Below are 19452 nucleotides of genomic sequence, written 5' to 3'. Positions count from 1 at the left end.
GTCCTCCGTTACTGCGCCTGAACACGCAGCTCAGCTGCGCTTCGGCTTTGGTGCCCCAGCAGGGAACGCACATCCGCTGCTTTCGGTTTCACCAGATAGAATTTGCTGATCCATTGTTCAAAGTCGGCGAGGATTTCCTGCGCGCGACAGGAGCCGGTGAGCTCCAGATGTTGATCAATCAGACCACGGAGGTGTTCCTGATGAATGGCCAAGGTGTCGAGACAGATAGCTTCTACCAGCTCTGGATTGACCCGGCCTGTAAAGTCACCGGTGTCATCAAGAACATATGCAAAGCCGCCTGTCATGCCTGCGCCGAAGTTGACGCCGGTATGGCCGAGGATAGCGATAATGCCACCAGTCATGTATTCACAGGCGTTGTCACCGGCACCTTCCACCACCGCCAGCGCGCCTGAGTTACGCACCGCGAAACGCTCGCCCGCTTTACCCGCGGCAAACAGCTTGCCGCCGGTTGCGCCATACAGACAGGTGTTGCCGATGATGGTGGACTCGTGCGAGTCAAACGCTGAGCCGACATGCGGCTTGATGACGATATTGCCGCCGGCCATGCCTTTGCCCACATAGTCGTTGGCATCACCGGTCAGGGTCAGGTTCACACCACCGGCGTTCCACACCCCAAATGATTGCCCCGCAGTCCCCTGAAGGTAGATATCCAAAGGTGTCGCAACCATGCCCTGGTTACCGTAGCGCTTGGCAATGGCACCGGACAGGGATGCGCCTACCGAGCGGTCGGTATTGCGGATATCCAGATAGGCACTCGCTGACTCGCGGTTTTCAATCGCATCGGCGAAGGTTTCCAGCAGTTTCTTGTTTAGCACCGCTTTATCAAACGGTACGTTTTGCTCTTGCCAGAATACCGCTTTGCCAGGTTTTGGCTGCGGGCTAGCGAGAATGCCGGAAAGGTCGAGCTTGAGCTGCTTGGCAGTGAACCCGTCTATGGCTTCCAGCAAATCAGTGCGGCCAATCAGGTCGGTCAGCTTTTCAACGCCCAATTGCGCCATCAGCTCGCGCACTTCTTCGCCTAAGCCTTTGAAGAAGTTCATCACCTGCTCAGGCAAGCCTTTGAAGTACTCTCGGCGCAGAGTGTCATCCTGTGTAGCAACACCGGTAGCACAGTTATTGAGGTGACAGATACGCAGGTATTTACAGCCCAGCGCAACCATTGGCGCGGTACCGAAGCCAAAGCTCTCTGCTCCCAAAATGGTGGCTTTGATGATGTCGAGACCGGTTTTCAGGCCGCCATCTACCTGCAGGCGGATTTTATGACGAAGGCCGTTGGCAACCAGCGCCTGCTGGGTTTCAGCAAGGCCAAGCTCCCAAGGGCTACCGGCATATTTCACGGATGTCAGTGGGCTGGCGCCGGTGCCGCCATCGTAACCGGAAATGGTAATGAGATCGGCATAGGCTTTGGCCACACCTACGGCTATCGTGCCGACACCAGGTTCAGATACCAGCTTCACGGAAACCAGTGCATCCGGGTTGACCTGTTTAAGGTCGAAGATCAGTTGCGCCAAATCCTCAATCGAGTAGATATCGTGGTGAGGTGGCGGAGAAATCAGGGTCACGCCCTGAACCGAATAACGCAGGCGGGCAATTTCCGCCGTCACCTTATGGCCGGGTAACTGACCACCTTCACCGGGCTTCGCGCCCTGTGCCACTTTAATTTGCAGCACATCAGCATTGGTCAGGTAGTGCGGTGTAACACCAAAGCGGCCTGATGCGATTTGCTTGATGCGCGAGTTACGCTCGGTGTTAAAGCGGCGCGGATCTTCACCGCCTTCACCGGAGTTGGAGTTACCGCCAAGACGGTTCATGGCAATGGCCAGTGCTTCATGCGCTTCCGGGCTCAAGGCGCCGATAGACATAGCCGCTGAGTCAAAGCGTTTGAACAGTTCAGTGGCCGCTTCCACTTTTTCAAGTGAAACGGGTTTGTCTGCAGGCTTCAGTTTCATCAGGTCACGCAGGGATGAAACCGGGCGACTGTTGACAGTCTCGGCGTAGGTTTTGTAATCCATCGCATCGCCGGAGCGCACAGCGGACTGCAAGGTGCTGACGACATCTGGGTTGTAGGCGTGGTATTCGCCGCCATGGACGTATTTCAAAAGGCCACCGTGTTCAACGGATTTACGTTTCAGCCAGGCGCGGCGTGACAGGTTGTACAAATCCTGCTGGAAGTCAGAAAAATCGGCGCCCTGAATACGGCTCGCGACACCTTTAAAGCAGAGGTTTACTACCTGCTCACCCAGGCCAATGGCTTCGAACAACTGCGCACAGCGGTAAGAAGCAATGGTAGAGATGCCCATCTTGGACATGATTTTGAACAGGCCTTTGTTGATGCCGTTGCGGAAGTTGAGCATGGCATCACGCATCGGTTTTTCAATCACGCCTTTTTCGACCATCTTGGCGATGGATTCATAGGCCAGGTATGGATAAACCGCGGTCGCACCAAATCCGAGCAAAACGGCAAACTGGTGAGGGTCACGCGCAGAGGCGGTCTCTACCACAATGTTGGCATCACAGCGCAGAGACGAATCCACCAGGCGTTTGTGCACCGCACCGACTGCCATAGCAGCAGGGATCGGCAGTTTGTCTTTGGCAATGCCGCGGTCTGACAGCACAACCAGCACTGTACCGTCGCGCACAACGCGCTCAACTTGATCGCAAAGGTCGACAATGGCCTGTTCCAGCGACTTGTCTTCCGGCTTGAAATTGATGTCGATGATGCTGTTGCGGTAATACTCGTCGTCGAGTTCCAGCAGTTGCACCATGTCGGAATAAAGCAATACCGGGCTCTTGAATGCCACACGGTAGGCGTGTCCATCGGTTTCGGAAAAGACATTCATTTCCTGGCCGATGCAGGTTGCCAGTGACATGACGTGGTTTTCACGCAGCGGGTCGATAGGTGGGTTCGTCACCTGGGCAAACTTCTGGCGGAAGTAATCGGCAATATGGCGCTCTTTGGAAGAAAGCACCGCCATTGGCGTGTCATCACCCATGGAGCCTGTCGCTTCCTGACCGATGTCGCCCAGTACACGCAGCACCTGATCCTGCTCTTCGCGGGAAACGCCAAACAGTTTCTGGAAGACGTGCAGTTCATCGTCATCCATGCTGCGTTTGCCACCGCTTTCTTCGGCGTTCAGCTCTTCAAACGGCGTCAGACGCTTAACATTTTTATCCAGCCAGGCTTTGTAGGGATGGCGGCTTTTCAGTTCATTATCGATGTCTGCGGAATGCCAGATCTGCCCTTCGAAGGTATCAATCACCAGCAACTCACCCGGGCCAACACGGCCTTTTTCTGCCACTTCATCCGGTGCGTAATCCCAGATACCGACTTCTGAAGCCAAAGTGATCAGTTTGTCTTTGGTGACCACATAGCGGGCAGGGCGCAGGCCGTTGCGGTCAAGGTTACAGGCGGCATAGCGGCCGTCTGACATGACGATACCGGCCGGGCCGTCCCAAGGCTCCATGTGCATGGAGTTGAAATCGTAAAATGCACGCAGATCCGGCGCCATATCTGGGTGGTTTTGCCAAGCCGGTGGCACCAGCATGCGCATGGCGCGGAACAGATCCATACCGCCGGCAAGGAACACTTCCAGCATGTTGTCGAGGCTTGAGCTGTCCGAGCCGGTTTCATTGACAAACGGTGCGGCCTCTTTCAAATCAGGCAGCAGCGGAGAGTTGAATTTGTATGCGCGAGCGCGGGCCCACTGGCGGTTACCTTCAATGGTGTTGATTTCACCATTGTGGGCCAGATAACGGAATGGCTGTGCCAACGGCCATTTAGGCGTGGTGTTGGTTGAAAAACGCTGGTGGAACAGACAGATAGATGCTTCTAAGCGCAAGTCGGCCAAGTCGAGGTAAAACCTTGGCAGGTCAGCGGGCATGCACAGACCTTTGTAGACAATGGTGCGGGTGGAGAGGCTTGTGATGTAGAAATCGTTGTCTTCAGCCAACGCTTTTTCCGCGCGGCGGCGGGCGATGTATAGGCGACGCTCTACGTCACGTGCTCGCCATCCGGCAGGGCCGTTGATAAAGACCTGTTCAATATTGGGAACTGTGCTGGCCGCGATTTCACCCAAAACATCCTCATTGGTGGGCACTTCGCGCCAGCCAACAATGGTGAGGGTCTCTGCGGCAATTTCCTTTTCAAACACCGCTTTGGCATGTTGTGCCTTCACCGGGTCTTTGCTGAGGAAAATCATGCCTACGCCGTAGAGCTTACTGAGGTTCCAGTCGTTCTCTTCGGCGACAAGGCGGAAAAAGGAATCGGGCTTTTGAAGCAATAAGCCGCAACCGTCACCGGTTTTCCCATCAGCGTTGATAGCGCCACGGTGGGTCATCCGGTCAAGTGCGGAAATGGCGGTCCGGACAAGTTTGTGGCTGGCTTCACCTTCTGTATGGGCGATGAGGCCAAAGCCGCAGTTGTCTTTCTCCAGCGTTGGATCGTACAGCGACATTGCAATTCTCCCTTGCGACTGCTTTAGGCAGTGACTGCAGTTTTTTATGCCTTCCTGGCACCTGTCCCTCGATATACCAATATCCTATTGGCGGTTGAGCAACACTATCGAGTGGGCAGTGTAGTGTTTATGCATTTTCGACCCTTCAAGTTATCGGTTAATGACGAAGAGGTCAAATTTCGTCACATTACTTTAACTTTAGGAATTAACAGCGATATATCTGGCAAACCTTGGTTGCAGACAGCATTTAATGGCGGATCTTTTAACTTGGTCGCAGAGATTAAATTACGCGCAGGTGGCGATTATTTATCGCTTGGTGGCAACTTTTAGCCGTCGGTGTGGGGAACAGGGACGAAAAAGAAAAAAGCCAGCCGCAAGGGCTGGCAAAACTGGAAGATATTACTGAGTTATAGTTATGCGGAGAGCATCAGCGAGTCTGCTTTTGCCTCTAAGTTGGTGTTGCCCATCAAGAAGGTGTCGATTGCGCGAGCACACTCACGACCTTCATTGATACAGCGAACAACCAGTGACTGTCCGGTGCGCATATCTCCGGCGGCAAACACACCTTTCTGGCTGGTCTGGAAGTGAGTGGTGGCGACATTGCCACGCTCATCCAGCGCCACATCCAGTTGTGCCAAGACGCCATGCGGTTCTGGGTGTAGAAAACCCATAGCAAGGAATGCCATATCACAAGGAATTTCACGCTCAGAGCCAGCCACTTCTTCAAAGCTTGGGCGCTCGCCTGGCGCAGCCTCTTTCCAGACGATGTCTGCAAGGCGTAGTGCTTTCACATTGCCGTTACCATCGTCGATAAAGGCTTTGGTCAGGATATTCCAGTGACGCTCACAGCCTTCTTCGTGGGAAGTCGACGTTCGCAGGATCATTGGGTACTGTGGCCAAGGCATGTTAGCTGGGCGTTTTTCCGGTGGGATCGGCATGATCTCCACCTGGGTAATGCTCGCGGCGCCATGGCGATTCGAGGTACCCACACAGTCAGAGCCTGTATCACCACCTCCGATCACGACGACGTGTTTGCCATTAGCGTGGATCTCTTCGGTTTTCAGATCCATGCCGTTGGCACGGCGGTTGTTCTGACCCAGAAACTCCATCGCGAAATGCACCCCTTTCAGCTCGCGGCCAGGGATGGGCAGGTCACGTGGGACGGTCGAGCCACCGGTCAGCAGTACGACATCGTAATCCTGACGAATTTGCAGGGCATTAACGTTCACACCTACGTGCGCATTGACCTTGAATTCAATACCGGCTTCGGCCATCAGGTTGATCTTGCGATCAATCACATCCATGCCGAGCTTGAAGTCAGGAATACCAAAACGCAGCAGACCGCCGACTTTCTCATCGCGCTCGAACACAGTGACGTTGTGGCCGGCACTATTAAGCTGCTCTGCAGCCGCCAAACCCGCAGGGCCTGAGCCAATGATGGCGACTTTCTTGCCGGTGCGTGAAGTGGGCGTTTTCGGTTTGGCATACCCTTCACGGTATGCCGTTTCAACGATGGTTTTTTCGATATTACAGATGGTGATGGGGTCTTGATTGATCCCCAGTACACAGGCACTTTCACACGGCGCAGGACAAACCCGGCCGGTGAATTCTGGGAAATTATTGGTGGAGCTTAATATGTTCCACGCTTCCTCCCAGCTGTCGCGGTAAACCGCGTCGTTAAATTCAGGGATAATGTTCCCGATTGGACAGCCGCTGTGGCAGAAAGGAACACCACAGTCCATGCAGCGCGCAGACTGTTGGTTGATCTTTTCACCAAACTCGCTGTTCAGGACAAACTCCTTGTTGTCCTGAATACGAACGGCGGGGTCTTTCTTGGCCGGCAATTCGCGGCCAAATTCGAGAAATCCGGTTGGCTTACCCATTTACAGCCTCCACTTCTTCCTTGTTTGCGGCTTCTTGTTTACGTTGTTCCAGCACGGCTTTGTAATCACGTGGCATGACCTTGACGATGGCATTGAGGTTTTCCTCAACGTTCGACAGGAAGGTTTCAGCCACGGTACTGCCGGTCAGCGTGTGATGTTTGCTGATCATCTCTTTCAGCAGTGCAACGTCCTCGTCGTCCAGCGGATCTAAATCAACCAGCTCTGGGTTGAGCTTGGTTTCGAAGTCACCAAACTGATCCCAAACGTATGCCACACCACCACTCATACCTGCAGCGAAGTTGCGTCCAGTCTGGCCGAGAACAATCGCGACGCCGCCGGTCATGTATTCACAACCGTGGTCACCGATACCTTCAACCACTACTTTGGCGCCGGAGTTACGCACACAGAAACGTTCACCTGCCACACCGCGGATATAAGACTCACCGGAGGTCGCGCCGTAGAAACAGACGTTACCGACAACGATGTTGTCTTCCGCAATGATGTCGCTCTTCGCATCCGGGTAGAGCACCAGTGTGCCGCCGGACAGGCCTTTGCCCCAGTAATCGTTGGCGTCGCCTTCAACGGTGAATGTCACGCCTTTGGCGAGGAAAGCTCCGAAGCTTTGACCAGCAGAGCCCTTGAACTTGACGTTCATTGCCTGTGGAAGCCCCTGGTCTTTGTACACTTTCGAAATTTCATTCGACAGCATGGTGCCGGCGCTGCGGTCGGTGTTCACAATCGCGAACTCTGCATCCACTTTACGGCCTTCTTTCAGTGCACTTGATGCAACCTCAATCAGGCGGCGGTCAAGCACTGCTTCCAGCGCGTGGTTTTGTTGGGTCTGGCAGTACATGCCGTCACCTTCACGTGGCTCTTCTTTATGCAGAACAACGTTGAGATCCAGGTTCTGGTATTTCCAGTGACCGACGTCAGAGCGCACTTTCAGGTGCTGAGACTGACCGACCATCTCATTGATGGTGCGATAGCCAAGCTCAGCCATGATTTCACGCAGACCTTCTGCCATGTAGGTGAAGAAGGTAACAACGTCTTCCACGCGGCCGTCAAAACGCTCACGCAGGGTCTTGTTCTGGGTGGCGATACCGACAGGACAGGTGTTGAGGTGACACTTACGCATCATGATACAACCTTCAACCACCAGTGCAGCGGTTGCCACGCCCCATTCCTCTGCACCCAGCAGGGTGGCTACGGCAAGGTCACGCGGGGTTTTCATCTGACCGTCAGATTGCACAACGATACGATTACGCAGGCCATTTTTCAGCAGCGTCTGGTGTGTTTCTGCCAAACCCAGCTCCCACGGCAGACCTGCGTGTTTGATGGATGACAGAGGTGAAGCACCGGTACCGCCATCGAAACCAGCAATCAGTACAACGTCAGCTTTGGCTTTGGCCACACCGGAAGCAATCGTACCGACACCGGCTTCGGATACCAGTTTGACGTTGATACGCGCTTTACGGTTGGCGTTCTTCAGGTCATAGATCAGCTGCGCCAAATCCTCGATAGAGTAGATATCGTGGTGTGGCGGTGGTGAGATAAGACCGACGCCCGGGGTGGAGTGACGGGTACGACCAATCCAGTCGTCTACCTTGTGACCCGGCAGCTGTCCGCCTTCGCCTGGTTTTGCACCCTGTGCCATCTTGATTTGCAGCTCATCGGCATTCGCCAGGTAGTAAGAGGTGACACCGAAGCGTCCAGAAGCAACCTGTTTAATCGCAGAGCGTTCCCAGTCACCGTTTTCTTTTTTCTCGAAACGGATAGGGTCTTCACCACCTTCACCGGAGTTGGATTTCGCGCCAATACGGTTCATCGCAACAGCAAGGGTTGAGTGCGCTTCATGCGAGATGGAACCAAAGCTCATTGCACCCGTCGCAAAGCGTTTCAGGATGCTCTCTACCGGTTCGACCTCTTCCAATGGGATGCTGCCAGCCGGATTTTTTACAAAGTCGAACTGGCTGCGCAGTGTTGCGGCATCATCACCCTGGCTGTCGACGGCTTTACAGTATTCTTTGAACTGTTTGAAATCTTTGTCGCGCGTGGAGTGCTGCAACAGGTGAATAGTTTCAGGGTTGAACAGGTGTTTCTCACCACGCTGTTTCCACTGGTAAACACCACCTACATCCAGCATCTGTACTGGGATCTCACGGGTAGGGTAGCCCAGGCGGTGACGCACCAGTACTTCTTTGGCGATGTCATCAATGGTCAGACCCTGAATACGGGAAACCGTACCGGTGAAGTACTTGTCCACCACAGACTTGCTGATACCCAGTGCTTCAAAGATTTGCGCACCGTGGTATGACTGCAGGGTAGAGATCCCCATTTTGGAGAAAATCTTGAGAAGACCGGCATTGATAGACTTACGGTAGTTCTCGAACAGTTTGTCCACATCCGCGGCTGGATCCAGCTTCTTGGTACGCTGTAGATCGACCAGAGTTTCGTAGACCAGGTACGGGTTAACAGCATTCGCACCGTAGCCAACGAGTGTGGCAAAGTGATGGGTTTCACGCGCGTCACCGGTTTCGATAACGATGTCGGCTTTCGCACGCAGACCTTTGCGGATCAGGTGGTGGTGTACCGCACCCACGGCCAGCATGGCAGGGATTGCAGCATGGTTGGAGTTTACTGCACGGTCAGTCAGCAGGATGATGGAGTAGCCATCAATGACAGCATCTTCTGCATACTGGCAGATTCGCTTCAGTGCACGCTCCAGTTTGCCCGGCTCACCGCTGGCACGGAACACGATATCAAGCGTCTTGGCTTGCAAGTGATCGTTATCAATCGCGCGCAGTTTTTCTAGCTCAGCGTTGCTCAGTACCGGTGATTCCAACTCGACCTTGCGGCAGTGGATTGGGGATTCAATCAAGAGGTTCTGATCTTTACCCAAATACGTTTTCAGCGACATAACCATGCGCTCACGGATCGGATCGATCGGTGGGTTGGTCACCTGAGCAAACAGCTGCTTGAAGTAATTCGAAAGGTGCTGGGACTGATGCGAAAGCACAGCCAGTGGCCAGTCTGCCCCCATGGCACCCAATGGCTCTTTGCCGTCTTTCGCCATTGGTAAGATGATTTCGTTGACCTCTTCTGAGGTCACACCAAACGCTTGTTGATGGTGCAGCAAACGATCTGGTGACGGCTGGTGGTGCTTGCTGTCTGCATCCGGCAGTTTGTCGATGTGCAGCAGGTTTTTCTCTACCCACTCCTGGTAAGGCTGGGCAGTAGCGATTTCATTCTTCACCTCTTCATCAGAGATGATACGGCCTTGCTCAAGGTCAGCAACAAAGATACGGCCTGGTTGCAGGCGGCCACGGAAATGAATGTTTTCAGGAGCGATCTCTACCACACCTGACTCGGATGCCATGATGAGGTAGTCGTCTTTGGTCACTGTGTAGCGACTAGGACGCAGGCCGTTACGGTCAAGGGTTGCACCCACTTTCACACCGTCAGTAAAACAGACAGACGCCGGGCCATCCCAAGGTTCCATGATATTGGCGTGATACTGGTAGAAAGCACGGAGTTTCGGATCCATGTCTTTCTTCTCCTGCCACGCTTCCGGGATCATCATCATCAGAGCGTGCGGCAGGCTGCGGCCGGTCAACACGAGCAGTTCCAGTGCCATATCGAAGTTGGCGGAATCCGATGCGCCTTCCTGACAGATTGGCAGCAGCATCTTGAGTTCCTGGTCGCTAAACAGCTTCGTTTCCAGCAGCGCTTCACGGGCTTTCATCCAGTTCAGGTTGCCGCGGACTGTGTTGATTTCACCATTGTGGGCGATATAGCGGAAAGGCTGTGCCAGACGCCATTTCGGGAAGGTGTTGGTGGAGAAGCGCGAGTGAACCAGCGCCAGTGCAGTCACCATGGAGGGGTTTTGCAGGTCGAGGAAGTACTGAGGTACCTGCTCGGTAGTCAACTGTCCTTTATACACCAGTGTCTTGGCTGAGAAGGAGTTGATGTAGAAGTCATCACCAATGTTGGACACACTTTCCAGACACACGCGCACGGTGTAGTTACGCAGCACAAACAGTTTGCGCTCAAGTTCGTCCAGAGAAAGATAATCACCACCGGTTACAAATGCATGTTCAAACTGAGGTTCGGTGCTCAGTGGATCGGCACCAATCATAGAGTTATCGGTTGGCAGAACACGGTAACCAATGACTTCGAGATCGAGGCGTTTGGCGTTGCGTTCGAAGATTTCACGGCATTGCTGGCGTTTGTTCTCGTCTTTCGGGAACAACATGACACCGACACCGTACTTGTCAGACGATGGCAGTTGAATGCCCAGTTTGCGGGTTTCTTCGAGTAAGAATTCGTGGGGTTTTTGTAAAAGTATACCTGCGCCGTCACCACTACATGGATCACAGCCCTGGCCGCCGCGGTGTTCCATACGGGCCAGCATATCAAGTGCCTGAGTTACAATCGCATGAGACTTTCTGTTCTTCAGGTGGGCGACGAAGCCAATACCACAGGCGTCGTGTTCCATTTCGGGCACATAAAGTCCCTCGGTGCGTAGCACTGAATCAGTCATGTTTACGTCCTTCCAGTTGACACAAATGCGGTGGGCGCATTTGCCTTCCTTTACCTCGCCTGTTGCGGGCGGGGTTTGAGCGGTCGCCAATTGTTGTCAAACCAAGGGTTTGTCACGGCAACCAAGCCCGGCTACTGATAAAACCAGTAACCATCTCCTTTTTGCAATCCTATGCAGATATGCTGCGCTTTCTTTGATATGCCATACAACTGACTAAAAAAGCGCGTTATATGGCGAATTTTATTGCTCACAATTTAGGCGCAGCTGTAGCTATCCTACATATTTAGAAAATTAATTACCATAAAAAGTTGCACTTCAATCGCCGCGAACGGCGACTTTAGATGTTAAATCCGCGATTGAAATGCATGAATATTCGAAAATCAGATTCTTTGATGAATAAGCAGATCTTTTGCTTTTTTGATGCTTTGAGAGGCAGTGAAAAATCTGTAATTTACTTTCATTGGGGCGATAAATAGTTAAAGCGATATTGATTTGATCGAGGTTTTGATCCAGCTGCCTGTGTTAGGATCCCGCGCTTTTTTCTTCCAATGAACAAGTCAGGCGGTCAGCGATGGAACTTCATCATTTGGTGAATACCTTTGGTCAGGATTTACAACGCAGGTATGGCGAAAAAGTTCACAAACTCACCCTTCATGGTGGCTTCAGTTGCCCGAACCGGGACGGCACCCTTGGAAGAGGTGGATGTACGTTTTGCAATGTGGCGTCATTTGCCGATGAAACAGCGCAGCAGCTATCTGTGACTGCACAGCTGACACAACGCGCGACGGAAGTGAACCGGGCTAAACGCTACCTGGCTTACTTCCAGGCCTATACCAGTACCTATGCGGAAGTGGAAAAGCTCAAGGCGATGTATGAAGAGGCGCTGAAAAGTGCGGATATCGTCGGCCTTTGCGTAGGTACACGCCCTGACTGTGTCCCTGATGCCGTGCTGGAATTACTGGCACATTACAAAGATCAGGGTTTTGAGATTTGGCTGGAGCTGGGTTTGCAGACGGCCAATGATAAGACCCTGCAGCGGATTAACCGCGGCCACGATTTTGCTTGTTATGATCGCATCACCCGCAAGGCGCGGGCGCTTGGGTTGAATGTGTGTACCCATCTGATTGTAGGGCTGCCGGGCGATACCCGTGTCGACCATATCGAAACTATGGATCGCGTCATCGGTACCGGTACTGAAGGCATCAAACTACACCCACTTCATATTGTTGACGGCTCGATTATGGCGAAAGCCTGGCGTGCAGGCAGACTGGATGCTATTTCACTGCAAGATTATGTCGAGAGTGCCTCTGAGATGATCCTGCGGACACCTCCGAATGTGGTGTATCATCGCGTTTCTGCCAACGCACGCAAGCCAACCCTGCTGGCGCCGGAGTGGTGTGAAAACCGCTGGTTGGCGATGACTGAGCTTGGCCGCGCACTGAACATCAAGGGTGCGCAGGGGAGTGCGCTGGGTACCCCGTTCGTATTTCCACGATAATGTGACTGGGGTTTGATACCTCACAAAATTATGTCGGGTTATTCGTTTTCTTTCATGAGCATATGGCAAGATTAAGCGTGACTTTAGTTCAAAGTTTTAAGCTTTCTTCAGGGTGGAAGAATGAGTGAGTGGTTGCCATTGACGTTGGCAGTGTTGTTGATTGGGTTTATTGCCGGGGCGTTCTGGATCTCTCACCGGCGCGTCATGTCGTTAAAAACATGGCGACTTTACCTTTCTAATCTGCACTCACCTAAAGCCATGATCCGCGATAAAGACGGTAGCATTCTGTATGCAAACCGCAGTTTCGTGCGCCTGTTCAGTGTGGATACCTCTGACGATATGTACCGCATTTGCGGCGAACGTGAACAGCGAACTATTACCGCTTTGCTGGCATCCCGCACCTGGCCGCATCCTTTCATTGAAATGACCACGGATTTTCGCAGCACATCGAAATCTTGTAACACGCGTTATGCGCGTTTTTCAGGGTTGCCGGTCTGGTGTGGAGGTCAACGGGTGTGGATCGTCTCACTGGAGCCGAAATCCGATACGGTGTACAGCGAGCCATTCAGTGACAATGACAGCCAGATCTTCCGCAGTGTAATCAACTCCCTGGCGGAGCTTATCTGTTTTCAGGACAAAGACGGCCACGTCGTCGGCTCTAACCTTGCATTCGACCGTTTCTGGAAAGGGCGCGAGAACGAGGGGCTGATGTTCAGCGAACAGGACGATCCCAGAGGCCGGCGTACCCAACAAAGCTGGACGACTAACCCAATCGGCGACAGCTGCTTGCTGGAAACCAGTCAGACGCCGCTGCTGGATGATGACAACCGGGTGTTTGGAACTCTCAGCATCAGCCATGACGTCACCAACTGGTACATGATGCGTCAATCGCTGGAACGGGAAATCGAGGCGCGCCAGGAAGTTGAACAGCAACTGAAAAAACACAGTAACGTACTGACCTCTATTTTTAAGGCCAGTGTTGATCCTATCGGTATATATAACCGGGATTATGAGTTTTTAGGTGGCAATGCAGCATTTGCTGAAGCAATGGGAGCGTCGCACGACAACCTTGAAGGTGAGCGGGCTGACGACGTGATGGAACCGGAGGCGCTTGCACAGCACCGGGCGATTGACGAACCCGTACTTCGCGATGGTAAAACCATTAAATATGAAGATCTGGTCATGAAGCGCGATGGTTCACAGGTTTGGTACGAATTGACCAAAACCCAGTTCCGTGACCCTACAGATGACACCATTGGCGTACTGGTCATTGCCCGAGACGTCACCGAGCGTAAGGCAACACAGCAACAGCTGGCAGATGCCATCATGGAGCTGGAAGAACTCAGCTTTGTCGATGGTCTGACCAAGGTTGCCAACCGCCGCAGCTTTGACGAGCAGTTGGTGAAAATGTGGCATGCGCATATCCGCGATCAGGAACCGTTATCCCTGATTTTCTGCGATATTGATTACTTCAAACCTTACAATGACAACTATGGTCATCAGGAAGGGGACAAAGCGCTCCGTCAGGTGGCTGATGTGTTCCAACGCGTGATTCGCCGTCCACTGGATGCGGTTGCCCGTTATGGTGGTGAAGAGTTTGCGATCCTGCTGCCCAACACCAACGCAGAGGGGGCACATGTCGTAGCGCAGAACATTGCCCGTGAGCTGGCAGCTGCAGCCATTCCCCATGCGTATTCTACTGTGCATGAGGACCTGACCCTCAGTCAGGGCATTGCGACAGTTTACCCTCGGGCGGGGCAGGATTACGGTGATCTGGTGTCGCTGGCCGATAAAGCGCTCTATAGCGCTAAACACGCCGGGCGCAATCAGATAGCGGTGAGCTCAAAATCCGCAGAACCTACTTGTCAGCCACAGCCTGCATAGCGTGAAATTGTGTCGCACCGGCACAATTATCACTGCCTTCTCCTTTAGCTTGCTGTAAGGCAAGGCTATCATTCCCGGTAATTCACGTTGTACGGGATGTTCAATGAAACAAATTAAACTTTTAGCGCAGTACTATGTCGATTTGCTGGTCAAACTCGGCATCGTGCGTTTCAGCATGTTGCTGGCGCTTGCGCTGGTTGCACTGGCCGTGATTGTCCAGGTTGGGATCACCCTCGTCCTGAATGGCACAGTACATGACAGTGACATCGTCCGCTCAGTCTTCTTCGGTCTGTTAATCACGCCCTGGGCGGTCTATTTTCTTTCCGTGGTTGTCGACCAGTTGGAAGAATCCCGCCAACGCCTCACCAAGCTGGTTTCAAAACTGGAAGAGATGCGGGCAAGGGATATGGAACTTAACCGCCAACTCACTGACAACATTACCCAGTTGAATCAGGAGATTGAGGAACGTAAGCGCGCAGAAGGCGCCCGTGAGGAAGCGATGCAGGATCTGGAAAATGAGGTCTACCAGCGTGAAAAGGCGCAGGTGGAACTGGCAGAGCAGACTGCACTGCTGCGCTCATTCATCGATGCGTCGCCCGATCTCATTTACTACCGCAATGAAAAAGGCCAGTTCTCCGGCTGTAATAAGGCAATGGAAGAGTTGACCGGCAAGAAGGAAAAAGAGCTGGTGGGCCTGACGCCATGGGATGTTTACCGTGAAGACATCGCCAGTAAGGTGGTAGAAACGGATCAAGAGGTCTTCGACAACAATATCCCGCTTACCTACGAGCAATGGCTGGAGTACAGCGACGGACGCAAAGCCTACTTTGAGCTGCGTAAGTTGCCATTCTATTCCCGTGATGGCCGGCGCCTTGGGTTGGTTGGCTTTGGCCGGGAAATCACTGAACGTAAGCGTTATCAGGATGCACTGGAAAAGGCGAGCCGCGATAAGACCGCCTTTATCTCCACCATCAGCCATGAGCTGCGCACACCACTTAACGGCATCGTTGGCCTGAGCCGGATGCTGCTGGAAACCAAGCTGTCAGAAGACCAGCTTGGCTACCTGAGAACCATTCATGTCAGCGCCATTACTCTGGGTAATATCTTTAACGACATTATCGACTTGGACAAATCTGATCGCAGTCGGCTGGAGTTGTTGCCACAACCTGTAGACCTGTCTGATTTTGTGGCTGAAATTGAAAATATCAGCGCCTTGATGGCCGAACAAAAAGGCCTGCGTTTCTCCCTTGATCGCATGACTACGCTGCCATCTGCAGTGTTGGTGGATGCAACGCGACTGCGCCAGATCCTCTGGAATCTGGTGGGTAATGCGGTCAAATTCACCAAACATGGTGCGGTGAATGTGGCGGTCAGTTGTGATGTTGAAGAGGGTAATGCCCACCTGCAGTTTGACATTGAAGACAGTGGTATCGGTATTCCGCAGACGGAACAGGGTAAGATTTTTGCCATGTATTATCAGGTGCAGCAAGGGCAGGACAACCTGCACGCAGTAGGCACCGGTATCGGCCTGGCGGTTTCCCGCAAGCTGGCAAGGCTGATGGGGGGTGATATCACGGTCGACAGTGAAGTCGGGGAAGGAAGTACCTTCACCGTTACCCTGACTGTACCTGTGTGTGATGCAATCCAGAATGCAGCCACGGTGAAAGTGGAGCAAAGCCCGCTGCAAATCTTGCTGGTGGAAGACATTGAACTGAATATTACGGTTGCCACCAACTTGCTGGAAAGCCTAGGGCATACTGTTTTTGTCGCCCGCAGTGGACAGGAAGCGCTGACGATGTACCCTCACCATACCTATGATCTGGTATTGCTTGATATCCAGCTTCCGGACATGACCGGGTTTGATATTGCCAAGACGCTGCGTGCGGAAGAGAAAAACCTGCCGCCATTGGTGGCGCTGACAGCCAATGTCATCAAGGACAAAACCGAGTACATCAACCAGGGGATGGATGATGCTATCAGCAAGCCTATCAGCGTGACTGCGATGACAGATGTGATAGAGCGCCTGGCGCTGCAGTGTCCAATCGTGGAAAAAGAGAATATGGGCAAAACAAACAAGAAGCCTGGCAATGAGATGCTGGAAACCTTGCTGGATCTGGAGATGCTGAGTTCTTACGTCGACATTGTCGGTGCAGAGCCCGTTCTGCAAAGTATTGGCATGTTTGAAGAGTTGATGCCGGAATATCTCAAGATACTCGACAGCAATATGACGGCCAAAGATCAGGATGGTATTGCCAGTGAGGCGCACAAAATCAAAGGGGCGGCGGGCTCCATAGGCCTTAAGCATATTCAGAAACTGGCGCAGAAAGCCCAGTCACCGGAACTGCCGGCATGGTGGGAGAATATTGGGGATTGGGTCGATGAAATCAAAGAAGGGTATCCGCACGATATTGGCGTGCTGAAACAGTGGCTGGAAAGCTATACCCAGAAAGCGTAACCAAAGAAAAGGCCTGCAGTTGCAGGCCTTAATCATTGAATCTTGTCAGACTTAGAAGTCTTCCAGTTCACCACAGAAGCGGTAACCTTCACCGTGGATAGTTGCGATGATTTCTGGCGTGTCACCGAATGATTCGAAGTGTTTACGAATGCGGCGGATAGTCACGTCTACAGTACGGTCGTGCGGCTTCAGTTCGCGGCCAGTCATCTTCTTCAGCAGATCAGCACGGGTCTGGATCTTGCCTGGGTTTTCACAGAAGTGCAGCAGTGCACGGAACTCAGAGCGTGGCAGTTTGAACTGCTCGTTGTTCGGGCTGATCAGTGAACGGCTGTTGATGTCCAGCGTCCAACCGTTGAACACGTAGCGGTCAACAGAACGCTTGTCTTCAGGCGTTGCACCTTGGTTCATCGCACGGGTCAGCAGGTTGCGGGCACGGATGGTCAGTTCACGTGGGTTGAATGGCTTGGTGATGTAGTCATCCGCACCGATTTCCAGACCCAGGATCTTGTCTACTTCGTTATCGCGGCCGGTCAGGAACATCAGCGCCATGTCGCCTTGCTCACGCAGTTCACGCGCCAGCAGCAGGCCATTTTTACCAGGCAAGTTGATATCCATGATAACCAGGTTTACCTGATTGTTTGACAGCACTTGGTGCATCTCTTCGCCGTCGTTAGCTTCCAGAACGGTATAACCTTCCGCTTCAAAAATACTTTTTAGCGTATTACGTGTTACGTGTTCGTCTTCAACAATCAGAATGTGAGGGGTTTGCATTGGCGTTACCTAATTTCTTAAGGAATCTGGTACTGAGGCATAAGCACGCGTGCTTACCCTCAATCAACCACAGCGTCCGGGACACTGTGAAGAAAATTTACAAACAGGAAAAGTATACCTAAAGTGCTTTGCGTGCTAACTCAAGCATACCTTCCTGATACAAACGCCATCCTTAGAGAAGGTGATTGCAGATGCGTTTAATCGCGCTGCATGCTACTAGACAAATCATTTTGGCCAGCAAATCCTTTGGATAGCGCTGATTGTATTCATTTAACAGCGTGCTAACAATATTTGGTAATAAATCAACGCAACTTTTTTTAATCTTTATTGATATACGTCAATCTCGCTTCCAGTGGTCGCAATTGGTGGAATTCGGGCCGAAAAACCAGCGTAAAGATGACAAAATCGTTCGGAATTTTTCGTACTTTTACCACAAGTGTGAATATTGTGTAACGGCGCGATTATCAGAGCATGTTGTCGCATATCGGTCAACTACATATGGTTGAGTTATGCCCCAAAATCATGGCAAAAAAAGCAGAAAATGCGGATTAGCACTCAGAGCCTTTTTTCGAAAAATCCGATAGTTAGCTTAGCCTGATTTCATCTCTCAGGGTGTTTTGTTGCACGTTAAATTTGCGCAAGGGAAGCCGATAATCAGTGCGCATTTCTCGCTTTAGTCATCTGGAGCCGACTTCTTCACATGAACCTTGCTACGTTTAAACCACGGAGAAGTTATTCAGTGAATGTACAAAGGAGAGAAGCATGGAAGATTTATTGCCAGATATCAGCGATGCCCATGGCGATGCCGTTCATTGGATCCCGGTGCAATGGCGCGATTTTGGCGGCAGGAAAGTGTTCTCCGGCCGGGTTGAAACACTGCGTTGTTTTGAAGACAACTCCAAAGTGCGTGACATTCTGGGAAGACCCGGTGCAGGGCGCGTATTGGTGGTGGATGGTCACGCCAGCCTGAACAAGGCATTGCTGGGGGATTTACTGGCAGCCAGAGCGGTTGAAAATGGCTGGGAAGGTGTGGTGGTTTTCGGCGCTATACGCGATGCCGGCGCGCTCAGCGAAATGGAACTCGGGGTAAAAGCGTTGGGCGTTTGTCCGATAAAAACGGAAAAACGAGGCGCCGGTGACGAAGATGTTCCGCTGCGCATCCATGATGTGCCCGTTTCTCCGGGGGATTACCTTTTCGCCGATCTCAATGGCGTCATGATAAGCCAACACCCGATTGAATTTGGCGAAGAGCCGATGAAAGGTTGAATCTTGGAACTAAAAAACCGCCATTTCAATAGGCGGTTTTTTTGTGTTCGCAATTTAAACCTAGAACCGGTAACCAACACCCAGTTGATAATTGGCGGACGCGGCAGGCTCCTGGTTCAGGTTGTAGTCAAATTTGGCTTCAAGATTTAACTTGTCGGTCAGGCGCAACTGGCTACTCATTCCAACCACACCGATGGTTTCTTCATTGACCCTCTCAGCCTGCACGCTACTTCCAACACTGAGTTTGTTATTGAAGTTGTACTGGATACCGCTCAACAACCCTTTTGAACTGGCACTGTAATCGGTTTCAGATGTCATCTCGGTAGCAAGATAAACGTTGATATTTTCCAGCAGCGGGTAGTGAAAACCTGAGCTGACCGTCCAGCTGTCAAAACTCTGGTTGCCGGTCGAGATAGAGCTGGAAAACCAAGGTTTTTGGTTTTCTTCGAGATATTCTGACAGCGGTAACGAACCCTGCGCGAATGCCAAAAAAGCCACTGATTGCAGGGTGACGGCGAGGAGTATTTTTGTCATTTGCCACCTTCCCTGATTCGTTTTTATTCGACTGAATTTTCAGTCTAGCTCACCTGTTTAGCTTTTGATAACGACAGTGTAAAAAGATCTGCGTTATCGCATTTCCCTCCCCTGACGCAGGAAAAACATGGCCGTGCGGGGAGGGC

Annotated in this window: 9 protein-coding genes; 4 read left to right on the top strand and 5 right to left on the bottom strand. The window is 52.2% G+C overall.

Annotated features, from left to right (window positions below):
• Nucleotides 1–8: 8 nt before the first annotated feature.
• The 3 genes from gltB (KU854_RS19185) to gltB (KU854_RS19175) form a co-directional block, all read right to left on the bottom strand.
• Nucleotides 9–4475 (bottom strand): glutamate synthase large subunit, encoded by a 4467-nt coding sequence (gene gltB / locus KU854_RS19185; RefSeq protein ID WP_218359967.1) that lies wholly within the window; start codon nucleotides 4473–4475, stop codon nucleotides 9–11.
• Nucleotides 4476–4888: 413 nt separating this feature from the next.
• Nucleotides 4889–6358, bottom strand: coding sequence for a glutamate synthase subunit beta (locus KU854_RS19180; RefSeq protein ID WP_218359966.1), 1470 nt, complete (start codon nucleotides 6356–6358; stop codon nucleotides 4889–4891).
• A complete protein-coding gene (gene gltB / locus KU854_RS19175) occupies nucleotides 6351–10898 on the bottom strand; it encodes a glutamate synthase large subunit (RefSeq protein WP_218359965.1) in 4548 nt (1515 codons plus the stop codon). The genes KU854_RS19180 and gltB (KU854_RS19175) overlap by 8 nt, the downstream gene beginning before the upstream one ends.
• 571 nt (nucleotides 10899–11469) lie before the next feature.
• Here gltB (KU854_RS19175) and mnmL point away from each other — a divergent pair.
• From mnmL to arcB, 3 genes are all read left to right on the top strand, one after another.
• On the top strand, nucleotides 11470–12396 hold the full coding sequence (gene mnmL / locus KU854_RS19170; RefSeq protein WP_218359964.1) for a tRNA modification radical SAM protein MnmL/YtqA: 927 nt from the start codon (nucleotides 11470–11472) through the stop codon (nucleotides 12394–12396).
• A gap of 120 nt (nucleotides 12397–12516) precedes the next feature.
• Entirely contained in the window at nucleotides 12517–14280 is a 1764-nt protein-coding gene (locus KU854_RS19165; RefSeq protein ID WP_218359963.1) for a sensor domain-containing diguanylate cyclase, read from the top strand.
• Nucleotides 14281–14383: 103 nt separating this feature from the next.
• Nucleotides 14384–16735 (top strand): aerobic respiration two-component sensor histidine kinase ArcB, encoded by a 2352-nt coding sequence (arcB, locus tag KU854_RS19160; RefSeq protein WP_218359962.1) that lies wholly within the window; start codon nucleotides 14384–14386, stop codon nucleotides 16733–16735.
• Between the two features lie 51 nt (nucleotides 16736–16786).
• On the opposite strand, the gene arcA is transcribed toward arcB, so the two are convergent.
• On the bottom strand, nucleotides 16787–17506 hold the full coding sequence (arcA, locus tag KU854_RS19155; protein ID WP_054779926.1) for a two-component system response regulator ArcA: 720 nt from the start codon (nucleotides 17504–17506) through the stop codon (nucleotides 16787–16789).
• A gap of 762 nt (nucleotides 17507–18268) precedes the next feature.
• Between arcA and KU854_RS19150 the strand changes: the two genes are divergently transcribed.
• On the top strand, nucleotides 18269–18772 hold the full coding sequence (locus KU854_RS19150) for a putative 4-hydroxy-4-methyl-2-oxoglutarate aldolase (RefSeq protein ID WP_218359961.1): 504 nt from the start codon (nucleotides 18269–18271) through the stop codon (nucleotides 18770–18772).
• Between the two features lie 60 nt (nucleotides 18773–18832).
• On the opposite strand, the gene KU854_RS19145 is transcribed toward KU854_RS19150, so the two are convergent.
• Nucleotides 18833–19306, bottom strand: a complete 474-nt coding sequence (locus KU854_RS19145; RefSeq protein WP_218359960.1) for a hypothetical protein — start codon at nucleotides 19304–19306, stop codon at nucleotides 18833–18835.
• Nucleotides 19307–19452: the final 146 nt, after the last annotated feature.

The sequence above is a fragment of the Enterovibrio paralichthyis genome, from assembly GCF_019209835.1.
Lineage (GTDB): Bacteria > Pseudomonadota > Gammaproteobacteria > Enterobacterales > Vibrionaceae > Enterovibrio > Enterovibrio paralichthyis.
The sequence above is the reverse complement of the archived record's forward strand: the minus strand, read 5'-3'. Positions and strand labels throughout refer to the sequence as shown.

Coding starts and splice junctions, on each gene's coding strand:
- gltB (WP_218359965.1), bottom strand. CDS start 10,898: ATGACTGATTCAGTGCTACGCACCGAGGGACTTTATGTGCCCGAAATG.
- KU854_RS19150 (WP_218359961.1), top strand. CDS start 18,269: ATGGAAGATTTATTGCCAGATATCAGCGATGCCCATGGCGATGCCGTT.
- KU854_RS19165 (WP_218359963.1), top strand. CDS start 12,517: ATGAGTGAGTGGTTGCCATTGACGTTGGCAGTGTTGTTGATTGGGTTT.
- mnmL (WP_218359964.1), top strand. CDS start 11,470: ATGGAACTTCATCATTTGGTGAATACCTTTGGTCAGGATTTACAACGC.
- KU854_RS19145 (WP_218359960.1), bottom strand. CDS start 19,306: ATGACAAAAATACTCCTCGCCGTCACCCTGCAATCAGTGGCTTTTTTG.
- KU854_RS19180 (WP_218359966.1), bottom strand. CDS start 6,358: ATGGGTAAGCCAACCGGATTTCTCGAATTTGGCCGCGAATTGCCGGCC.
- arcB (WP_218359962.1), top strand. CDS start 14,384: ATGAAACAAATTAAACTTTTAGCGCAGTACTATGTCGATTTGCTGGTC.
- arcA (WP_054779926.1), bottom strand. CDS start 17,506: ATGCAAACCCCTCACATTCTGATTGTTGAAGACGAACACGTAACACGT.
- gltB (WP_218359967.1), bottom strand. CDS start 4,475: ATGTCGCTGTACGATCCAACGCTGGAGAAAGACAACTGCGGCTTTGGC.